The organism is Alteribacillus sp. HJP-4, assembly GCF_042139015.1.
Classification (GTDB): Bacteria; Bacillota; Bacilli; order Bacillales; family Marinococcaceae; genus JBHIKY01.
The window spans coordinates 1-18322 of the sequence record NZ_JBHIKY010000014.1 but is presented as its reverse complement, the minus strand read 5'-3'; the positions used below and the strand labels follow the sequence as shown (position 1 = coordinate 18322).

Annotated in this window: 17 protein-coding genes and 1 other annotated feature; of the genes, 13 read left to right on the top strand and 4 right to left on the bottom strand. The window is 45.3% G+C overall.

Features of this window, described 5'->3' with window-relative positions:
- Positions 1 to 17: 17 nt before the first annotated feature.
- Complete coding sequence (locus ACE4RR_RS13595) at positions 18 to 257, bottom strand: hypothetical protein (RefSeq protein WP_375535974.1); 240 nt, start codon at positions 255 to 257, stop codon at positions 18 to 20.
- A gap of 197 nt (positions 258 to 454) precedes the next feature.
- Positions 455 to 692, top strand: a binding site (T-box leader).
- A 129-nt stretch (positions 693 to 821) separates the two neighbouring features.
- On the opposite strand from ACE4RR_RS13595, the gene ACE4RR_RS13590 reads away from it, so the two are divergent.
- Positions 822 to 3464 (top strand): valine--tRNA ligase, encoded by a 2643-nt coding sequence (locus ACE4RR_RS13590; RefSeq protein ID WP_375535973.1) that lies wholly within the window; start codon positions 822 to 824, stop codon positions 3462 to 3464.
- Between the two features lie 72 nt (positions 3465 to 3536).
- Complete coding sequence (locus ACE4RR_RS13585) at positions 3537 to 4850, top strand: bifunctional folylpolyglutamate synthase/dihydrofolate synthase (RefSeq protein WP_375535972.1); 1314 nt, start codon at positions 3537 to 3539, stop codon at positions 4848 to 4850.
- 463 nt (positions 4851 to 5313) lie between these two features.
- Here the strand turns inward: ACE4RR_RS13585 and ACE4RR_RS13580 are convergent, their stop codons facing one another.
- From ACE4RR_RS13580 to ACE4RR_RS13570, 3 genes are all read right to left on the bottom strand, one after another.
- The gene (locus ACE4RR_RS13580; RefSeq protein ID WP_375535971.1) at positions 5314 to 5928 is read right to left on the bottom strand and encodes a PepSY domain-containing protein; all 615 of its coding nucleotides are present in this window, start codon (positions 5926 to 5928) and stop codon (positions 5314 to 5316) included.
- Positions 5929 to 6033: 105 nt separating this feature from the next.
- Entirely contained in the window at positions 6034 to 7383 is a 1350-nt protein-coding gene (locus ACE4RR_RS13575; protein ID WP_375535970.1) for a sensor histidine kinase, read from the bottom strand.
- A gap of 2 nt (positions 7384 to 7385) precedes the next feature.
- Positions 7386 to 8075 carry a response regulator transcription factor gene (locus ACE4RR_RS13570; protein ID WP_375535969.1) on the bottom strand — a complete coding sequence of 230 codons (690 nt, stop codon included), beginning with the start codon at positions 8073 to 8075 and terminating at the stop codon, positions 7386 to 7388.
- A gap of 283 nt (positions 8076 to 8358) precedes the next feature.
- Between ACE4RR_RS13570 and ACE4RR_RS13565 the strand changes: the two genes are divergently transcribed.
- From ACE4RR_RS13565 to ACE4RR_RS13515, 11 genes are all read left to right on the top strand, one after another.
- Positions 8359 to 9117 (top strand): prepilin peptidase, encoded by a 759-nt coding sequence (locus ACE4RR_RS13565; RefSeq protein ID WP_375535968.1) that lies wholly within the window; start codon positions 8359 to 8361, stop codon positions 9115 to 9117.
- Between the two features lie 149 nt (positions 9118 to 9266).
- Complete coding sequence (locus ACE4RR_RS13560; protein ID WP_375535967.1) at positions 9267 to 10211, top strand: hypothetical protein; 945 nt, start codon at positions 9267 to 9269, stop codon at positions 10209 to 10211.
- 126 nt (positions 10212 to 10337) lie between these two features.
- The gene (locus tag ACE4RR_RS13555) at positions 10338 to 10925 is read left to right on the top strand and encodes a Maf family protein (protein ID WP_375535966.1); all 588 of its coding nucleotides are present in this window, start codon (positions 10338 to 10340) and stop codon (positions 10923 to 10925) included.
- A 31-nt stretch (positions 10926 to 10956) separates the two neighbouring features.
- Entirely contained in the window at positions 10957 to 11646 is a 690-nt protein-coding gene (radC, locus tag ACE4RR_RS13550) for a RadC family protein (RefSeq protein ID WP_375535965.1), read from the top strand.
- A 236-nt stretch (positions 11647 to 11882) separates the two neighbouring features.
- Positions 11883 to 12929 carry a rod shape-determining protein gene (locus tag ACE4RR_RS13545; protein WP_375535964.1) on the top strand — a complete coding sequence of 349 codons (1047 nt, stop codon included), beginning with the start codon at positions 11883 to 11885 and terminating at the stop codon, positions 12927 to 12929.
- 14 nt (positions 12930 to 12943) lie between these two features.
- Positions 12944 to 13897, top strand: a complete 954-nt coding sequence (gene mreC, locus ACE4RR_RS13540; protein ID WP_375535963.1) for a rod shape-determining protein MreC — start codon at positions 12944 to 12946, stop codon at positions 13895 to 13897.
- Entirely contained in the window at positions 13894 to 14418 is a 525-nt protein-coding gene (mreD, locus tag ACE4RR_RS13535; protein WP_375535962.1) for a rod shape-determining protein MreD, read from the top strand. The genes mreC and mreD overlap by 4 nt, the downstream gene beginning before the upstream one ends.
- 106 nt (positions 14419 to 14524) lie before the next feature.
- Positions 14525 to 15235 carry a septum site-determining protein MinC gene (minC, locus tag ACE4RR_RS13530; RefSeq protein WP_375536037.1) on the top strand — a complete coding sequence of 237 codons (711 nt, stop codon included), beginning with the start codon at positions 14525 to 14527 and terminating at the stop codon, positions 15233 to 15235.
- Between the two features lie 86 nt (positions 15236 to 15321).
- On the top strand, positions 15322 to 16119 hold the full coding sequence (gene minD, locus ACE4RR_RS13525; protein ID WP_375535961.1) for a septum site-determining protein MinD: 798 nt from the start codon (positions 15322 to 15324) through the stop codon (positions 16117 to 16119).
- 820 nt (positions 16120 to 16939) lie between these two features.
- A complete protein-coding gene (locus ACE4RR_RS13520) occupies positions 16940 to 17260 on the top strand; it encodes an ArsR/SmtB family transcription factor (RefSeq protein ID WP_375535960.1) in 321 nt (106 codons plus the stop codon).
- A gap of 688 nt (positions 17261 to 17948) precedes the next feature.
- The gene (locus tag ACE4RR_RS13515; RefSeq protein WP_375535959.1) at positions 17949 to 18119 is read left to right on the top strand and encodes a hypothetical protein; all 171 of its coding nucleotides are present in this window, start codon (positions 17949 to 17951) and stop codon (positions 18117 to 18119) included.
- The last annotated feature ends 203 nt before the right edge of the window (positions 18120 to 18322 follow it).

Below are 18322 nucleotides of genomic sequence, written 5' to 3'. Positions count from 1 at the left end.
TCTGGATCCGGCCATGATTAGGAAAAGAAGCAATACAAGTAAAAGCAGACGATCAAAATGAGCAGAATGACGTCAAAGCTTGTCGGGAAAATAAGTGTACGGAACAGCTGAAACAGTATAATCGGCAGCATAATTTGCAAGAGTGCATATTTGCATTTTCTCAGCCAGAGCGGCTGCCAGCGCGGTCTTTTTTTATGGTGCTTAGGCGGGCAGTATGGCGGACGCGGCCGCCCGTGCGGAGGCGGATAGTATCCCATATTACCACCTGCTTTCTATACAGAATTTATATCATTTCTCTAGGCACGGTCTGTTTCTCTTTTCATAATAGCTATTATATGCACTCGGATATAAAGCGGTACAAAACCCTGTATAACAGGGCGTATGAAATGTTTCCCGGGAAATATTGACGAATAATCAACTTATGCGTAAAATGTCACTATAAATAACTGAATGTAAACATGCGAAAACAGGGAAGAGTACGTTTATCCCTCCTGATTCAGAGAAAGAACCCCCAGGCTGCAAGGTTCTTCAGGAGTGAAAACGGAAGGTCGCCCTCGAGCAGCTTTTTTGAAAAACGCCCTTCGTTAAGTAGAAAAAGACGGTTCAATCCGTTATCTGTTGAGTGCATATGCATGGACTTCCCGTGTATATGAACAAAGGTGGCACCGCGAATCCCTCTCTTCGTCCTTTGCAGACGAAGGGATTTTTTTATTCTTTAATACTCTAAGAATTTCTAATCTTATTAAAGAAATGAATTTCATAACTTCTAGACTTATGAAACAAAACATGTGAACATCTTATATTAAAAAGGAGGATGGAAAATGGCACAGCAGCATACAACAATGCCGACGAAGTACGATCCGCAAAAAACCGAAGCCGACTGGTATACCTATTGGCGGGAGGGAGAATTTTTTAAAGCAGAAGGAAACAAGGATAAGGAACCGTATACGATAGTAATTCCGCCGCCGAACGTTACCGGCAGACTGCATCTCGGCCATGCGTGGGACACTACGCTGCAGGATATTCTTTCCCGTCTCAAGCGGATGCAGGGCTATGACACCCTGTGGTTGCCGGGAATGGACCATGCCGGTATTGCCACACAGGCAAAGGTAGAAGGGAAGCTGAAGGAAGAAGGCACGAGCCGGTATGAACTCGGCCGCGAAAAATTTCTGGAAAAATCGTGGGAATGGAAAGAGGAATACGCTGATTTTATCCGCCAGCAATGGTCAAAGCTCGGTTTATCGCTGGACTATTCGCGCGAACGCTTTACTCTTGACGAGGGATTGTCAAGCGCGGTCCGGGAAGTATTCGTGAGCCTCTACAATAAAGGGCTTATCTACCGGGGAGAATATATTATTAACTGGGATCCCCAGACAAAAACGGCGCTGTCTGATATAGAAGTAGAATATAAAGATGTTCAGGGGCATTTTTATCACATGAAGTATCCGCTGCAGGATGGCTCCGGCCATATTGAGGTTGCGACCACCCGACCGGAAACAATGCTCGGTGATACGGCAGTGGCTGTACACCCTGATGATGAGCGCTATCAGCACTTGATTGGAAAAAAAGCCGTACTTCCGGTAATTGGAAGGGACATTGAAATAATTGCTGATGATTATGTAGACATGGATTTTGGTTCCGGCGCAGTAAAAATTACGCCTGCCCATGACCCAAACGATTTTGAGATGGGGAATCGTCATCAGCTTGAACGTGTCCTTGTTATGGACGAAGGCGGCCAAATGAATGAGAATGCTGGAAAATATCAGGGGCAGGACCGTTTTGAATGTCGTAAACAGCTGGTGAAAGATCTGCAGGAAGATGGAATTCTTTTCAAGATCGAAGAGCATATGCATTCCGTCGGGCATTCTGAGCGGAGCGGGGCAGTAGTTGAGCCTTATCTCTCCACTCAGTGGTTTGTGAGCATGAAGCCGCTTGCTGAACGGGCCATTGAGCTGCAGAAGCAGGCAGGAAAAGTAACGTTTGTTCCGGATCGGTTTGAAAAAACGTACCTTCACTGGCTCGAAAATATCCGTGACTGGTGTATTTCACGCCAGCTTTGGTGGGGCCACCGGATCCCGGCCTGGTATCATAAAGAAACAGGTGAAATTCATGTCGGGCATGAGGCGCCCGCAGATCCTGAAAACTGGGAACAGGATGAAGACGTACTGGACACGTGGTTCAGCTCAGCGCTCTGGCCTTTTTCAACGATGGGCTGGCCGGATAAAAACTCAGCCGACTACCAGCATTTTTATCCAACAAATGTTCTTGTCACCGGCTACGATATTATTTTCTTCTGGGTTTCCCGAATGATCTTCCAGGGACTTGAATTTACAGAAAAACGTCCATTTAATGATGTGCTTATTCACGGCCTCGTCCGTGATGCCGAGGGAAGAAAGATGAGCAAATCGCTCGGTAATGGCGTGGATCCGATGGATGTTATTGAAAAATACGGAGCGGATGCACTGCGCTTTTTCCTTGCTACCGGCACTACGCCAGGAAATGATCTTCGTTTTCATTGGGAAAAAATCGAAGCGAATTGGAATTTTGCCAATAAAATCTGGAATGCTTCTCGCTTTGCTCTGATGAACATGGAAGGCTTTTCAAAAGAGGATATCAATGTGAAAGGTGAAAAAACGATCGCAGACCGCTGGATTCTGACACGCCTTCAGGAAACAACAAGGGATGTCACCCGTCTGATGGACAGCTACGAGTTCGGAGAGGTGGGGCGCCTGCTCTACAATTTCATTTGGGATGACCTGTGTGACTGGTATATCGAAATGGCGAAGCTTCCTCTCTACGGAGAAAATGAAAAGGCGAAGCAGATGACGCGCTCAGTTCTGGCTCATGTACTTGACGAAACGATGAGACTTCTGCACCCGATCATGCCGTTTATCACCGAAGAAATCTGGCAGCATCTGCCGCATGAAGGAGAATCTATCACAGTAGCCGCCTGGCCTGAAGTGACAATGGAGTGGATAGACGAAGCAGCGGTTAAGAATATGGAGCTTCTGAAAAGTGTAATCCGCTCGGTTCGTAACACACGTGCTGAAATGAATGTAGCACCGAGCAAACCGATTGAACTGCAGATCAGCGCAGCAGACAATACAGCTCTAGAGCAGCTCAACCGCGGCCGTGAATACCTGGAACGATTCTGTAATCCGGAAACATTAGAAATCAAAACAGGTCTCACTGCTCCAGAAAAATCAGTTTCCCAGGTGCTCACCGGCGCAACGCTGTATATGCCTCTCGCTGGATTGATCAACCTTGAAGAGGAAATTACAAGGCTTGAAAAAGAAAGAGAAAAGCTTGATAAGGAAGTAGAACGTGTGGAGAAAAAACTTTCTAACGAAGGTTTTGTAAAAAAAGCGCCAGAGCATGTGGTGGAAGAAGAAAAACAAAAGCAGAGAGATTATATGGATAAACGCACCCAGGTGCTTGAGCGCATTCAATCATTAAAGGGATAAAGAGTTGAAAGGTGCCGCCGGCATGCTCCAAACCGCCGGCACTTTCTCATGCTTGAAAGGAGCAGCCTAGCTATGAACACATATGAAGAAGCACGAGAATGGTTGACGTCGTTTACTTCAGCCGGAGTCAGGCCCGGCCTCGAGCGGGTCACGATGATGCTTGAAGGCATCGGTAATCCGGAACGGCGTTTGAAAAGCATTCACGTCGGGGGGACGAATGGAAAAGGCTCGACGGTAACATTTTTAAAAAAGCCGATGGAGGAGGCTGGAATTGTCTGCGGAACGTTTACCTCACCCTATGTCAATGATTTTAGAGAACGCATTTCAGTAAACAGCGAGCCAATATCAAAGCAGGATTTTCTCGAATGCACACAGGCAGTAAAGCCGGTTGCAGAAAGCATTGCAAGAACTCCATTTGGGATACCGACAGAATTTGAGGTTCTTACAGTCATCGCTGCACACTATTTCCGATCGAAAGCGTTTCCCGATGTCGTTATTTGGGAGGTGGGGCTCGGCGGCCGCCTTGATTCCACTAACGCGATGCATCCGATGATTAGTGTCATCACGAATGTAGGGCACGACCACCAACAATTTTTAGGGGATAAAATCGAAGAAATCGCTTATGAAAAAGCAGGTATCATTAAGTCCGGAGTGCCGCTCGTCACTTGTGAACAGCGGCCTGAGCCGCTTGCTGTGATGGAAAAAGAAATCGAAAATAACAGGACAAAAATGTACAGACTCGGTCACGAATTTTCGGTAAGCGGTGCTGAACCGGCCGCGGAAGGGTGGTCGTTTTCTTTTCATTCCCTGCTTACAGGCTGGAAGGATTTACGAATTGCAATGCTTGGAGAGCATCAGACGAAAAATGCCGCAGCTGCTTTGTTCGTGCTGCGTTATTTAATGATGTATTATGCCCTGCCGGTTGATGAGGCACACATTCGCAGCGGCCTCGAAAAAGCCTTTTGGCCGGGGAGGCTTGAGCTATTGAAGGCAAACGAGACAGCCGTGCTGCTGGATGGGGCTCACAATCCCGAGGGAATGGAAAGCCTCGCGCAGGCGCTTGCTGCACATTTTCCTGAAAAAACCCTTTCCTTAATTGTCGGCATGACAAAGGAAAAGAAACCGCAGGATATTCTTGCTCCACTGCAGCAATTTGATAATGTGAAAAACACAGCAGCGGTGACATATGATTTTCCGAGAGCAGCAAGTGCTGAAGAGGTCGCTTCACAAAGTCCACTTCCTAACACGAAAGCTTACCACTCGTGGCAGCAGGCCTTTGATGAAGCTTTACAGCAAAGCAGCCCTGATACATTAATCGTCTTCGCAGGCTCGCTTTATTTTATTTCTGAAGTCAGAGGAGAGCTTGTTGGAGATAAAAACAAGTAGCATCATATTGCTGTCGATGAGTGCAACGAGAATGTCTGTGACGCCGCTTTCGTAAAGAATTTTTGTAGAATCTCGTAATCACATGGGGAGGCTGCATCCTGCTTCAGTTCTTCTTTGGGGCGGGTATCCCCCGAACCGGAGCTCGTTTCCCGTGAAGCGGAGAGCATATCCCCCCAAGCAGGGAGGTATCCCCTGGTCGAGAGCGATATCGACGAGACGGCCAGCTTATGCCGCCCTCGGGTGGTTTATCCACCGAAGCTGCGATATTTCCCTTGCAAATGAGCGATATCCACCGAACCGGGGAAATTATCCACCGTTACAAAGCTCGTTTCCCGCTTAACGATGAGTGTATCCTCCGTAGCAGGAGGGTCTCCATCGGGTTAGAGAACATAAAAAAAAAGACCCCGGCTCATACATTCTCATCCTATGTGAAGGTTTAATGGGGGCTCTTTACCTTCCTTCTTTAGTCGTCATAGGATATAACGATAATTTCTCCTGTCTGGGCATTCACTTCTACTTCAGCCTCGCCGTTATCAGTATTAATTTCAAAATCGTAATAGCTGATGCCATCATCTTCATCAAGCTCTGCTTCCTTTACGGTACCTCCGACTTCGTCAAGAGCAATTTGAATGGCTTCGTCCATGCTGACCGGATAGCCGCTGGATGAATTACTTCCAGAATTTTTGTCATCTCCGTTTTCCCCGGCTCCACTGTCATCTGCAGCTTCGGTGTCGTCGTTATCATCATTTTGGTTGGCTTTCTCAGAGGAGGTGCGTTCTTTTTCATCAAGGTGAACGACTTCTCCACTGTTTGCATCCAGCTTTAATTCATACTTATATTTCTCGCCGACAATTTCCATATCGTAAACCTCTTTGCCGTCATCTGTTTCAAGCTCAATTTCCTGAACACTTCCAGGATAGTGATCCTGAGCTCGCTCTTTTGCTTCTTCGATGCTGAGGCGGTCACTGCCTCCCCCGGGACTGCCCTGCTCATCTCCGAATGCAGTAAATTGCTGAATTCCAACTGCTGTTACTCCGATAACGGCGACACAAGCGGTAGCGATGATTAATTTCTTCATTTTTTTCTTTCTCCCTTCGAGTTATTGTACATTCATCTTACCCCGGCAACATGAGGAACCGCTTAGTGAAAGATTAGAATTTGATGAGAAAAAGAAAAGAAACCATTATGTTCCAGTGGGAAGGGTAATGATAAAGGCAGCGCCTTCACCTGGCCTGCTTTCGACTGTAATTTCTCCTAAATGAGCTTTAATTATTTCGGCAGCGATCGCTAAACCAAGACCAGATCCTCCGGTTTCTCTGCTGCGGGCTTTATCCAGCCGGTAAAACCGGTTAAAAATTTTCTCCTGTTCCTCCTCCGGAATGCCGGAGCCGCTATCCTTAATCACTGCCTGGACAGTTTTTTCATCTTGTTTAATAGAAATCCATACATCAGCTTCGCTGTATTTCACCGCGTTATCGAGTAGAATATACAGCACCTGTTTTAATTTTTCTTCATCAGCAAAAACAAATACAGGCTGGTCTGGAATATCGGCAGAAATATGACGGTTGTAGGAGGCAGTAAACAGCTGGGCGGCTTTGGCAGCTAAGCCGGCAATATCAAACGAGGTCCGCTGCAGCTCTTCTGTTGATTCATCACGTGCCAGCATCAGCATTTGTTCGAGCATTCTTTTCATGCGGGTTGATTCCGTAAGAATAGCTTCAATCGACTCTTCCATTACATCGGGTTTTTGCGTCCCCCACCGTTTCAGCATTCTTGTATAGCTGTCGATAATCGACAGAGGTGTTTTTAACTCATGGGAGGCATCGGACACGAAATTTTTTTGTTTTTCAAAATTCTCCTGCAGCCGGTCGATCATATGGTTGAATGTCTCGCCCATCTCATAAATTTCATCTTTAGACTGGTCATCAATATTTATTTTTTTAAGCTCACCGCGTTCCTGAATATCCTGCATCGTATGCACAGCACTCCGCAGCGGCCTGAGAAACAGGTTTCCAAGCAGCCTGCCTCCGATAATGGTAGGAATAAGTACAAAAAGAGAGGAAATCAACAGAACAATTCTCAGTCCATTCATGTTGTTTTCGAGCGAGACGAGGTGTTCCGAAAGCTGCAGCGTGACGACTTCGCCGTTTTCCCAGATCATCGGCCGGCTTACCATGCCATAGCGCTCGCCTTCTTCTGTAACGTAGGAGGAAGCAGATTCCGAAGTACTGAATGAATAAGGCAGTTCCCGGAAGCGGTCCTCCTTCGTTACTGTCTGAATCGTATTTTCATTATTTTCAATAACACGGATCATTCCATTGGCTGGCAGGTAAGCTGTGAAAAGTCTGCGACTGTCCAAATTATCACTGTCGTTAATCGTTTCCACAATTGTATCAGCCTGGGATTGCAGTCGAGTCAGTTCTGAATCAGAAGTTATTTGATTAAATAAATAATAGATGGCTGTATTTGTCGCCAGCAGCAGCAGCAGCATCCAGATTGTGGCATATAGTTGAATTTTCGTTTTGATCTTCATGATTATGAGCCTTTCATCCGATACCCGACTCCGCGGACGGTTTGAATGAGCGGAGAGGAGAAGGGAAGGTCTACTTTCTTACGTATGTAGCGGATGTAAACATCTACAACGTTAGTGTCCCCCATATAATCAAACCCCCAGACGTTCTCAAGCAGCTGATCTCTGGTCAGGACCTGGTTTTTATTTTGCATAAGAAAAACGAGCAGGTCGAATTCACGGGGGGTCATCTCAATCGTCACTCCGTCTCTGGCAATTTCCCTGGTCAGTAAATTTACCGACAGGTCCCCGGCATGCAGAACCTCGTCTGCAGGAGCGCTCTCCTCCCGGCGGTAACGGAGCAGCACGCGGATCCGGGCGAGCAGCTCTTCTATTTCAAATGGTTTGGTGACATAATCATTTGCCCCTAAATCAAGACCGCTGACTTTGTCTGGCACTTCATTTCTGGCAGTTAATAAAATAACCGGAGTTACTGCATCTTTTCGGCGGAAGCGTCTCAGAATTTCAAGACCACTCATTTCTGGAAGCATTATATCAAGCAGGATCAAATCGAAGTTTCTACTTTCTGCCAGGTTCAGCCCTTCCTTTCCGGTGTGAACTGCCGTCGTGCTGTAACCTTCATGCTCTAACTCCAGGGTTATGACTCTTGCAAGCTTTTCTTCATCTTCGACAATCAGGATCGAGTTTGACTCCATTTCCACACAGCCTCTCTAAAACGATACTTTATTTCTATCATACAAGATAATGTTACAAAGTCATAAAGGAAGCAGTCCTGTCGACTATTAAAGAAATCCGAAGATTGATATGATAATAGAAAAATCCTTTAGCGGGCTTGATCTCATCCTGCTAGGCATTGTTTTAATCGACCTGAAGTCGTCGCCTTACACTACAATCGAATGTTCGTGTTTTACATTCAGAATAGCATTTATGAAATTGATTCATATAACAAAAAATAGATCAGAGAAAGCAGGAATGACGATGGAGGCTGTTTACATACTGTATATCACGACAGCAGGACTTATTTTAGGTTCCTTTTATAATGTGGTGGGAATGAGACTTCCAGCCGGAGAATCCTTCATTTATCCACGGTCGAATTGCCCAAAATGCGGCACTGCGCTTGTCGCAATGGAATTGATCCCGCTTTTTTCGTATGTTTTATTAAAAGGAAAAGGGAAATGCTGCGGGACGAAACTGTCTCCGCTCTACCCATTGATCGAAGCAGCAACGGCCGGATTGTTTGTCGGCGCATGGCTTCTCTATGGATTTTCCTGGGAGTTTCTCTCTGCGGTATTGTTTCTTTCATTGCTTGTAATTATTACGGTGACAGATATCCGCTATATGCGCATTCCGGATAAAATTTTACTATTTTTTGGCGTGATGCTAGTGCTGCTGCGGGTAAGTACAGATCGGCTCGAGCCATGGTGGGACATGGCTGCTGGAACCGCTGCAGGCTTTTTCCTATTACTTCTTATTGGAGTAGTAAGCAAGGGGGGAATGGGAGGGGGAGATATTAAATTATTTGCCATTATTGGATTATTTTTTGGCTGGGAGCTGACATTGGTAGCGTTTTTTCTTTCCGTACTGCTAGGTGCAGCCGCGGGCCTGCCAGGGCTGGTGGCTGGAAAAGTAAAACGCGGCGTTCCAATACCATTCGGTCCATTTATTGCAGCCGGAAGTATTCTTACTCTTTTTTGGGGTAGAGCGCTTTTGGACTGGTACCTGAAAGGAATGTTTTAAGGTCAACTCCCTGCTTAAACGAATGCCTTTTTCTGCAGGGCAGCGCCGATTGACAATCTTTTTGAGAGCAAGGCGACAAATGTCTTGTTCTTTTTTAACTCTGCTGTGCTAAGGTTACCCATACATAGAGCGCAGGGAGGATCGAAGTGATGAAAAAGGACAAGCACGATGTCTCTATTAAGGTAAATGGCAAAAAGCTGAGTGAAGAAGCTGGCCGACCGGCACCTCCTGACCAGGAAAACTCCAAACAGGAGCCGCTTGCTATTATTGACTGGAAGGACAAGCGGCTGTTTGAACAGGAAGAAGCGGCGTCTTTGGCAGAAGACAGCAAGGAAGATGCGTTTCAGAAGAATCGTCCGTCACTGCCTGCCAAGCTAAAACGCAAGAAAAAATCAGAAATAATGAAGCCATCCCTTTATTTTCTATCGATCACAGCCGGCGCGATAGTGATTGGACTGCTTTTTGGAATGATGATCATTCAGCTTTTTTCTGCAGAAGCGACGCCGACAACCGGCTCAGCCGGTGAAGAAGACCCCGCTCTTACTGCATCCTACGAAGACCGATTAACCGCAAGCTTTATTCAGGCAGGAGCATTTACTGGGGAACAAAAAGCTGCAGAAATGCATTCGTCTCTGCAGGCAGATGGCTTTCCAGGCATGCTTACCCATGACGGCGACTGGTACTATTTATTTGTAGGTGTAGCGTTCGAAGAGAAAGAGGCGGGAGATATGCTGAAGACTTTTCAGGGTAAAGATATTGAAGTCTTTGAAAAGAAACGGGAAATTACTGAACCGATGATTAAAGATGGAAAAAAACAACAACGGGAATGGTTGCTTGCAGGCAAAAGCCTGCTCATGAAAACGGCAGCTTCCGACGACCCTAAAGAATTTATGAACGAATACGAAGAGCTGCTTAATAATTCTCAAGCCTGGAAGGATTCCGAACAAAAGGAATACGCTGACTTTTACAAAGGACTGGAAAATGTAAAAAATGTCCTTGAAGACGATGGAGAGCTTCCTATTACAATGCATAGGGAGACAATGGAAGCTGTAATTTATTATGAGGAAGCGGTGCACTTGTTTAATGATGCTTAGAAATAAAATCACAGCACAGTCGAGGAAATATTTTCTTGTTGGTGATTGCATCATTTGGTAAAATAATAGGGCACCTAGTACAATATAGATAACTATACTCTAACTAATTGGAAAGGTGGCCCCTTCATGCCTTCACTTATCCTTGCCTCACAATCACCCCGACGAAAAGAACTACTCGAACAAGCCGGATATACTTTTACTACAAAAAAATCAGAAGCCAGTGAACACGTTTCGGATGAAAGCACTCCTGCTGAGGCGGTAGAAGAGCTGGCAGCCCGCAAGGCAGAGGCAAGTCATAATATAGATGAAACGGCCGTAATCATCGGAGCGGACACTGTGGTTGCTATTAAAAATGATATCCTTGAGAAGCCATCCGATACCGAAGAAGCAAGAGCGATGCTGAAACGCCTCTCGGGTGCAACACATAGTGTCTATACAGGTGTAGCCGTGAAATCTGAAAATGACATCGAGATTTTTCATGTCAAAACAGATGTCACATTCTATAAGCTCGAAGATGGAATGCTCGAAGCGTACCTTTCAACGGATGAGCCGTACGATAAAGCAGGAGCTTATGGCATTCAAGGAAAAGGCCGCTTATTTGTGCGCCGTATAGAAGGTGATTATTTTAATGTTGTCGGCCTTCCGATCGCGCGTCTCGCCAGAGAGCTGAGTATTCTCGGCATCTACCCATCCTTCAGCAGGAACGTCCAGTAAACTCGTGTCAGGCTGCCCAGGAGGGAATCGATTGAGTGAAGTTTCTGTTTTGATTAAAGATGTACCTGTCCGTGAACGTCCCCGTGAAAAGCTGGTTAAAGAAGGTCCGGAACGCCTGACCAATCAAGAGCTTTTAGCAGTTCTTCTCCGCACCGGAACCAAAAGTGAATCAGTGCTTTCTCTCGCCCAGCGGGTTCTTTTTCATTTTGACGGGCTCCCGTTTCTTAAAGAAGCAGCGATCGAAGAACTACAGGAGATAAGAGGAATCGGAGCTGCAAAAGCGATTGAATTAAGAGCGGCAGTTGAACTAGGCCGCCGCATCCATACGTATACGGAAGAGGATCCTTATATTATCCGGTCACCTGAAGACGTTTCGCGTTATGTTATGGAGGATATGCGCTTTTTAAAGCAGGAACACTTTGTAATTCTCTGCCTGAATACGAAAAATCAAGTCATTCATAAGCAGACACTTTTCATTGGAAGTCTCAATTCAAGCATCGTCCATCCCCGTGAGCTTTTTAAAGAGGCATTACGCCGTTCAGCTGCTTCTTTAATCTGCCTGCATAATCACCCTTCCGGAGACCCCACCCCAAGCCGTGAAGACATTGAAGTTACAAAACGATTAATGGAATGCGGACGTATATTAGGGATCGATGTGCTCGATCATATCATTATAGGGGACCGGCGTTTTGTCAGTCTAAAGGAACAGGACTGTCTATAAAACGAGATAATAGTCCTTTCTTATTCTAATTCATCTGAAACTTCTTGATGATTTTTCGTAAATCTTATACACTATTTAAGTTATAGTAATAGTGGGACCTTTCTGTGCAGTGAACAGAGAAGGGTATGTTTTTTTGTGTGTTTTCCGTATAATGAGAGGCAGTAAGAATTATGAAAGAAGCTTTGAAATAATAACAATTGGTGATGAGTAAGTGAAGGATGAAGGGAGATACATAGATGTTTGGTGGTTTTTCAAAGGATCTTGGAATAGACCTCGGTACAGCCAATACCCTTGTGTACGTGAAAGGGAAGGGGGTAGTCGTCCGGGAACCATCTGTGGTGGCGCTGCGCACGGACACCCGTACTATTGAAGCTGTCGGTAATGATGCAAGGAATATGATTGGAAGAACGCCTGGTAATATTGTTGCTGTCCGCCCCATGAAAGACGGAGTCATTGCGGATTTTGATACGACGGCGACGATGATGAAGTATTTTATCAGCCAAGCCCAGAAAACGCGTTCCATTTTTACTCGTAAACCAAATGTTATGGTATGTGTGCCTTCAGGAATTACAGCGGTGGAGAAGCGGGCCGTAGAAGATGCGACAAAGCAGGCCGGCGCAAGGGAGGCTTACACGATTGAAGAGCCGTTTGCGGCAGCTATCGGAGCAGATCTTCCAGTATGGGAGCCAACCGGGAGCATGGTCGTAGACATTGGGGGCGGAACGACGGAGGTAGCAATCATCTCCCTGGGCGGAATCGTTACGTGCCAGTCCATCCGTGTTGCCGGAGATGAAATGGACGAAGCCATTTTGCAGTACATTAAGAAAAAATACAATCTCATGATTGGAGAACGGACCTCTGAAGCAGTAAAAGTGGAAGCGGGATATGCCGGAACACCAGACGCATCGTCGGAAGGCATGGATATCCGCGGCCGGGATCTCGTGTCAGGACTGCCGAAAACGATTAATGTAGCACCGGAAGAAATTGCTGGAGCGCTTGCTGATACGGTCAATACGATCATTGATACGGTCAAAGCCACCCTTGAAAAATCTCCTCCTGAACTGGCGTCAGACATTATGGACCGCGGCATTGTCCTTACAGGCGGAGGAGCCCTGCTGAGAAACCTGGATCGCGTACTTGGCGAAGAAACTAATATTCCAGTGCTTGTGGCAGAGGACCCGCTGGATTGTGTGGCTTTAGGAACAGGAAGAGCTCTTGAAAATCTTCATTTATTTCGGTCAAAAGCGGGAATCACATCGCGCTCCGGCCGGAACAGCCAGTAAAGGTTGTGTAAGGGATGCCCCATTTCTTCTCAAATAAACGACTCATCATATTGATGGTCAGTATTATCATTCTCGTCGCAGTCATTGGTTTTTCGATTCGGGATCGGGATTCTGTTACTTGGCCGGAGCAGTTTGCCCGGGATGCATCAGGACTCGTCCAAACTGTATTTAGTCTGCCCGCTCATGCAGCAGCGGGTTTCTTTGAGAACATTGATGATCTGCTGAACGTATACGAAGAAAATAAAGTACTTAAGTCCCGGCTTGAAGAATACGCTGCCCTATCATCGGAGCTTGAGAGCGTGAAGCATGAAAATCAAACCTTAAAAGAGATGGCAGACTCCGAGGAAAGTCTCACAGATTACGTTATGCGGTCCGCACTGGTAATACATCGAGCGCCGGACCGCTGGACAGAAACGATCGGTATTAATAAAGGCCGGGAGAACGGAATTGAAAAGGATATGGCCGTTATAACTCCAGAAGGCCTGGTCGGTAAGATTCAGAGTGTTTCAGCATTTACCTCCACTGTCCAACTGCTATCAGACGGGAACCGTACAAACCGAGTATCCGCAATGGTACATACGGAGAACGATCCGGTTTACGGTTTTATTGAAGGCTGGGATGAAGAACGAGAAGGTTTAATGCTGCGAAAGATTGAATCTGATGCTGATATTAAAGAAGGCCAGAGAATCAGCACTTCCGGGCTGGGAGGGATTTTCCCAAGAGGTCTTTCCATCGGGGAGATAGAAGAAATAGAGCCTGATGAATACGGGCTGACCTATAATGCTCTTGTCAAACCTTCATCAGACTTTTATAATATCGAACAGGTAAACGTTATCGAAAGAACGACGGATAGTCTGGATGAAGACCTGGAACAAGAAGTCGAGGAAGGCACAAATGCCCCGGAAGAAGACGAGGATGAGCCGGTGGAACTTGAGCAGGAAGACATAGAAGGCGGAACGACGCCATGATACGTTTTATACTTCCTGCCCTTCTTTTTTTACTGTTCATCATAGAGAGCACATGGTTTCAAATATTTTTTCCGCCTTCCTCGGGTGATGCCTATGTTCTCGTACCGCGTTTCACCTTGATCATAGTCGTACTTGCAGGGATATACAGAGGCCCGTTTCAGGCGGTTTTGTTAGGAGTGGCCGTCGGGGCACTGTATGATTTTGTATTTATTGATATCATAGGTATCTATATGTTCAGCTTTGGCTTTACCGCCTACATCAGCTCGTTCACTATGTATTCCATCCGGGAAAGCTACGGCTGGCAGATGCTGATACTTATCGGGGCCATTTTTATATTTGAATGGATGACATACGGCTTTTATTACGTCATCGGCTATACGGATATTATTTTTGAGGAATTTTTTGTGACCAGATTACTCCCTTCATTGATCTTAAATGGTCTCGCTGCTATGCTGTTTCTCATACCTGTAAAGAAAATGATACTGCAGATGGACAGCTATGAAGATTTGAAACAGCGCTAATATCAGAATGGTGGTTGCAGGATTTTATTCAATGGTTGTGGAAGATAATCAGTCGTGGGCAGAAATAAGAAAAGGATAAAGGCTCAAGGTGCCAGAGGTGACACAGATGAATGCAGGTTCCGCAAAAAATCTCGTTACAATCAAAGGAACAAAAGATGGTCTCACGATTCTGTTAGATGACGAATGCTCCTTTGAGTTGTTAACGAAAGAATTAAAAGAGAAAATCACCCGGGATAAAAAAGTATTCGAAAACGGACCAGAGGTAGAGGTAAAAGTAGACGCAGGCTATCGCTATCTTTCGGAGGAACGCAGAAAAGATATTCATAGATTACTAGAAGAAACCGGGACGATCCGCATTGGGGAGCTTATTTCCCATGTGATTTCAAAAGAACAGGCAAAGAAACTACAGGAAGAAACAGGGCTGACATCTTTTACGAAGATTGTCCGGTCAGGCCAGGTATTAAAGGCAAATGGAGACGTACTTCTGCTCGGCGACGTCAATCCGGGCGGAACCGTCGAAGCAACCGGTAACATTTATATAATGGGAACTCTAAGCGGAACGGCCCGCGCCGGGATTGAGGGACGAACCAATGCCGTAGTCTGCGCATCGGTGATGTCTCCGAATCAGATCTCCATCCATGACCGCATCTATTATGCACCGGACCGTTACGAAAAAACGGTCAACGGTCCTTTATTTAAAGAACCGGTATTTGCGTATATTGCTCCAGAAACCCAGGAATCTGAAATTTTATTTGAAAAAACAAGAATGCTTAATCAATTTCAGTCTACTGACAGCACTTCAGAGGAATCGATATAATATTATGGATAATCGGAAGAACGAACAAAACAGAGCGATGATACGGAAGACGGAAAATGGTTTTACGTCTGGAAGGAGGAATTGCAGTGGGAGAGGCTATCGTAATAACATCAGGTAAAGGAGGAGTCGGAAAAACTACGACTTCTGCAAATATCGGCACAGCTCTTGCTCTGCAGGGGAAAAGTGTCTGTTTAATTGATACGGACATTGGGCTTCGTAATCTCGATGTCGTAATGGGCCTTGAAAATCGTATCATTTATGATCTTGTAGACGCAGCGGAAGGCCGATGCAGAGTAAAGCAGGCACTCATCAGGGACAAGCGCTTCGATTGTCTGCACTTGCTTCCTGCTGCCCAGACAAGTGATAAGTCAGCACTCAGCCCGGAACAGATGAAATTAATTGTTGAGGAATTAAAGCCGGAATATGACTACATATTGATAGATTGCCCTGCCGGGATCGAACAAGGCTACAAAAATGCTGTATCCGGAGCAGAGCAGGCGATAGTGGTCACCACACCGGACACTTCAGCTGTCCGGGATGCCGATCGGATTATCGGACTCCTGGAACAGGAAAACATTCAGCCACCTAAGCTGGTGGTTAACCGCGTCCGCAGTAATCTTGCCGATAACGGCGATATGCTCGACGTGGACGATGTAGTATCTACCCTGTCAATCGATTTATTGGGAATGATCGTGGACGATGAGGAAGTCTTAAAAGCAGCCCATAAGGGGGAGCCGATTGCGATGAACCCTAACAGCCGTGCTTCGATAGGATACCGCAATATTGCACGCCGCATACTCGGTGAATCAGTCCCGCTTATGTCGCTTGATGTAAAAAAAGGATTTTTTGCCAAGCTGAAAAGCCTGCTCGGCTTAAAAGCTTAATATCTATACCGGCGCAGCCCCTGCCTGGCTGCGCTTTTTTGATATATAAGAAAGAATTTGTTGATTTCATCCCTGCAGGCGGACGCTTTCCGTGGGGATTGTCTTCAACTAATTCTGACCTCAGCAAAGCTTCGACAGAATGGATTTTCAGACGGCGTTGATCGCGACGGAGTCGCCGCCCTGCGTTCTTCCATCTAAGTATAATCACCCTATATTGAATATCGCATAGAGGATAAGCTCCAGCCAAAAAAAGACCGGGGCGGGTTTTGGAGGCCACTGAAAAACGGAAGGTCTTTTAAAAGTAGAATTTTAATAAAGCGGGGGCTGTAGCAAAAGCCCCTTTTTATAGAAAAAGTAGTATCCTAAATAGAAGAGAGCAGGGGACAAGTCCGGAGACTTCAGTGGGAAGAGCAGCGGCTGAAGATCCGCCGGGCGCGGGTTTCGCCCGGTTAGCTGAAGCGCTGCCCACGGAAAGCGAAGGACTTGTCCACTGCATTTTTACCATGAATAAGGGGGCGAGTATCATTTATGATACAGCCCCCGCTTTTCGCCTAATTTCAAGTGGTTTGTGCTCTCTATTCCTTCATTCGTTTAACGATTCGTTTCACATTAGCTGTAAAAATCAAATCGCCATCGCCCCTTGAATACGCATGACTTCGAGACCGAAGAAAATGAGGTTATCGCTCATGACGCTCGAAAATTCGCTGATCATACACACCGCAAGCACCACAGCAGGCGGTTGTTTATTTGCTTTTTCAATACCCAGGCATTATAATTAATTTAATCAAAAAAAATTGATGAAAAGAAAGGAGAAGTGGCCATGATTCCTATTCAGACTGAAACAAAGAGCACATTATCATTCGCGGAATATAAGAAAAAATTTAAAGCACTGGCCGATGAAAAACGGCTTGAAATCATGCATGAACTAAGCAGGCATGAGAGCGTCTGTGTTTGTGATCTTATTGATATTTTAGAGATTCCTCAGTCCAAGCTTTCCTATCATTTGAAAATATTACTCGAAGCAGATTTTATATTAAAAGAAACAAAAGGAACGTGGAGCTACTATAAGCTCAATGAAAAGGAAGTCAATCATGTGCTGTCTGAGGAGCTCTGCTGTCTTTTCCGGAAAAAAGGCTGCTGAAAAAGTTCAATTACCGACAGTCATGTGTATGAGTATTCCATTACATGTAATAAAAGTGATGGTTGACAAGAGCGGAGCAAGCGAGTTTGCGCAGGGAGAATCAACCTTATACAACCTTTCTTATTAATTTACAGACTTTCTTTCCCAATAGTATTTTTTTCAGAAGTCTCGACAAGCCATGAGGTGAAGACCCCTCAGGCAGCTTTTTGCTGCTGAGGAGGATGAGGCAAAGCTAACGGAAAGCGTTCGCCTGAATCGAAAGTCGAATGATAAAGAGAAAGTAAATTTTAATATTCGCATTTTTCGTTGTGTAATTGACTCTTGAAATTCATTCCAATGCTAAATTAATGAAAAAAAATATACGAATAACACTTTTAATTATTGTGCATAACAGAATGGACGGCATGGCTTCCACTGTACTTTATATCCACCTGTGACAACCTGCAGAAGTACATTAGTTGGTTTATAAACCGCCCTCCTCGAGCAGACGGAAAAATTTACTTATGACAGCGAGGTATGATATATTCAAAGCATAGATAAAATTCATTTATAAACCTCCAATTTCTTTCAACAATGAGCATTCTACTGCTTCTGCCTCTATTCATATATTGAGACATTGTCTAAAATCCGTAAAAGTTGTCATACTGTTAATAGATTGAAAATGAAAGTGCCCGGGGAGGGAACTCAAGTGATGACCGTGGATTATGAGTATTTAACAAAAGAAGAAAAGAAAAAATTGGCTGAGCTCGAAGAAAAAGTCCAACACGCCAAAACACATGACGAAATAAAAAAGTACACAACAGAAATGACGCTGCTTTATGAAAAAGCAAGAGTCCGGGAGGAAACGAACCATTCGTGAAACACCAATCTGCCGGCGATCTCTACTTTATGCAGTATAATAGCAGCTGAAAAACCGTCCCTCGTACGATTACGATGTAGACTAACCTAAATTAACGAGACACTATAAAACACCTTCGGAATGGTACACTTAAACAAAGTACTAATTCGGAGGTGTTTTTGCATGGGCAAAAACGTATATTCAAATGAAGTGAAGTGGGCAGT

What these genes read in the sequence shown, in the direction of transcription:
- ACE4RR_RS13595 (WP_375535974.1), bottom strand. Translation starts at nt 257, where the DNA reads ATGGGATACTATCCGCCTCCGCACGGGCGGCCGCGTCCGCCATACTGC.
- ACE4RR_RS13590 (WP_375535973.1), top strand. Translation starts at nt 822, where the DNA reads ATGGCACAGCAGCATACAACAATGCCGACGAAGTACGATCCGCAAAAA.
- ACE4RR_RS13585 (WP_375535972.1), top strand. Translation starts at nt 3,537, where the DNA reads ATGAACACATATGAAGAAGCACGAGAATGGTTGACGTCGTTTACTTCA.
- ACE4RR_RS13580 (WP_375535971.1), bottom strand. Translation starts at nt 5,928, where the DNA reads ATGAAGAAATTAATCATCGCTACCGCTTGTGTCGCCGTTATCGGAGTA.
- ACE4RR_RS13575 (WP_375535970.1), bottom strand. Translation starts at nt 7,383, where the DNA reads ATGAAGATCAAAACGAAAATTCAACTATATGCCACAATCTGGATGCTG.
- ACE4RR_RS13570 (WP_375535969.1), bottom strand. Translation starts at nt 8,075, where the DNA reads ATGGAGTCAAACTCGATCCTGATTGTCGAAGATGAAGAAAAGCTTGCA.
- ACE4RR_RS13565 (WP_375535968.1), top strand. Translation starts at nt 8,359, where the DNA reads ATGGAGGCTGTTTACATACTGTATATCACGACAGCAGGACTTATTTTA.
- ACE4RR_RS13560 (WP_375535967.1), top strand. Translation starts at nt 9,267, where the DNA reads ATGAAAAAGGACAAGCACGATGTCTCTATTAAGGTAAATGGCAAAAAG.
- ACE4RR_RS13555 (WP_375535966.1), top strand. Translation starts at nt 10,338, where the DNA reads ATGCCTTCACTTATCCTTGCCTCACAATCACCCCGACGAAAAGAACTA.
- ACE4RR_RS13545 (WP_375535964.1), top strand. Translation starts at nt 11,883, where the DNA reads ATGTTTGGTGGTTTTTCAAAGGATCTTGGAATAGACCTCGGTACAGCC.
- mreC (WP_375535963.1), top strand. Translation starts at nt 12,944, where the DNA reads ATGCCCCATTTCTTCTCAAATAAACGACTCATCATATTGATGGTCAGT.
- mreD (WP_375535962.1), top strand. Translation starts at nt 13,894, where the DNA reads ATGATACGTTTTATACTTCCTGCCCTTCTTTTTTTACTGTTCATCATA.
- minC (WP_375536037.1), top strand. Translation starts at nt 14,525, where the DNA reads ATGAATGCAGGTTCCGCAAAAAATCTCGTTACAATCAAAGGAACAAAA.
- ACE4RR_RS13520 (WP_375535960.1), top strand. Translation starts at nt 16,940, where the DNA reads ATGATTCCTATTCAGACTGAAACAAAGAGCACATTATCATTCGCGGAA.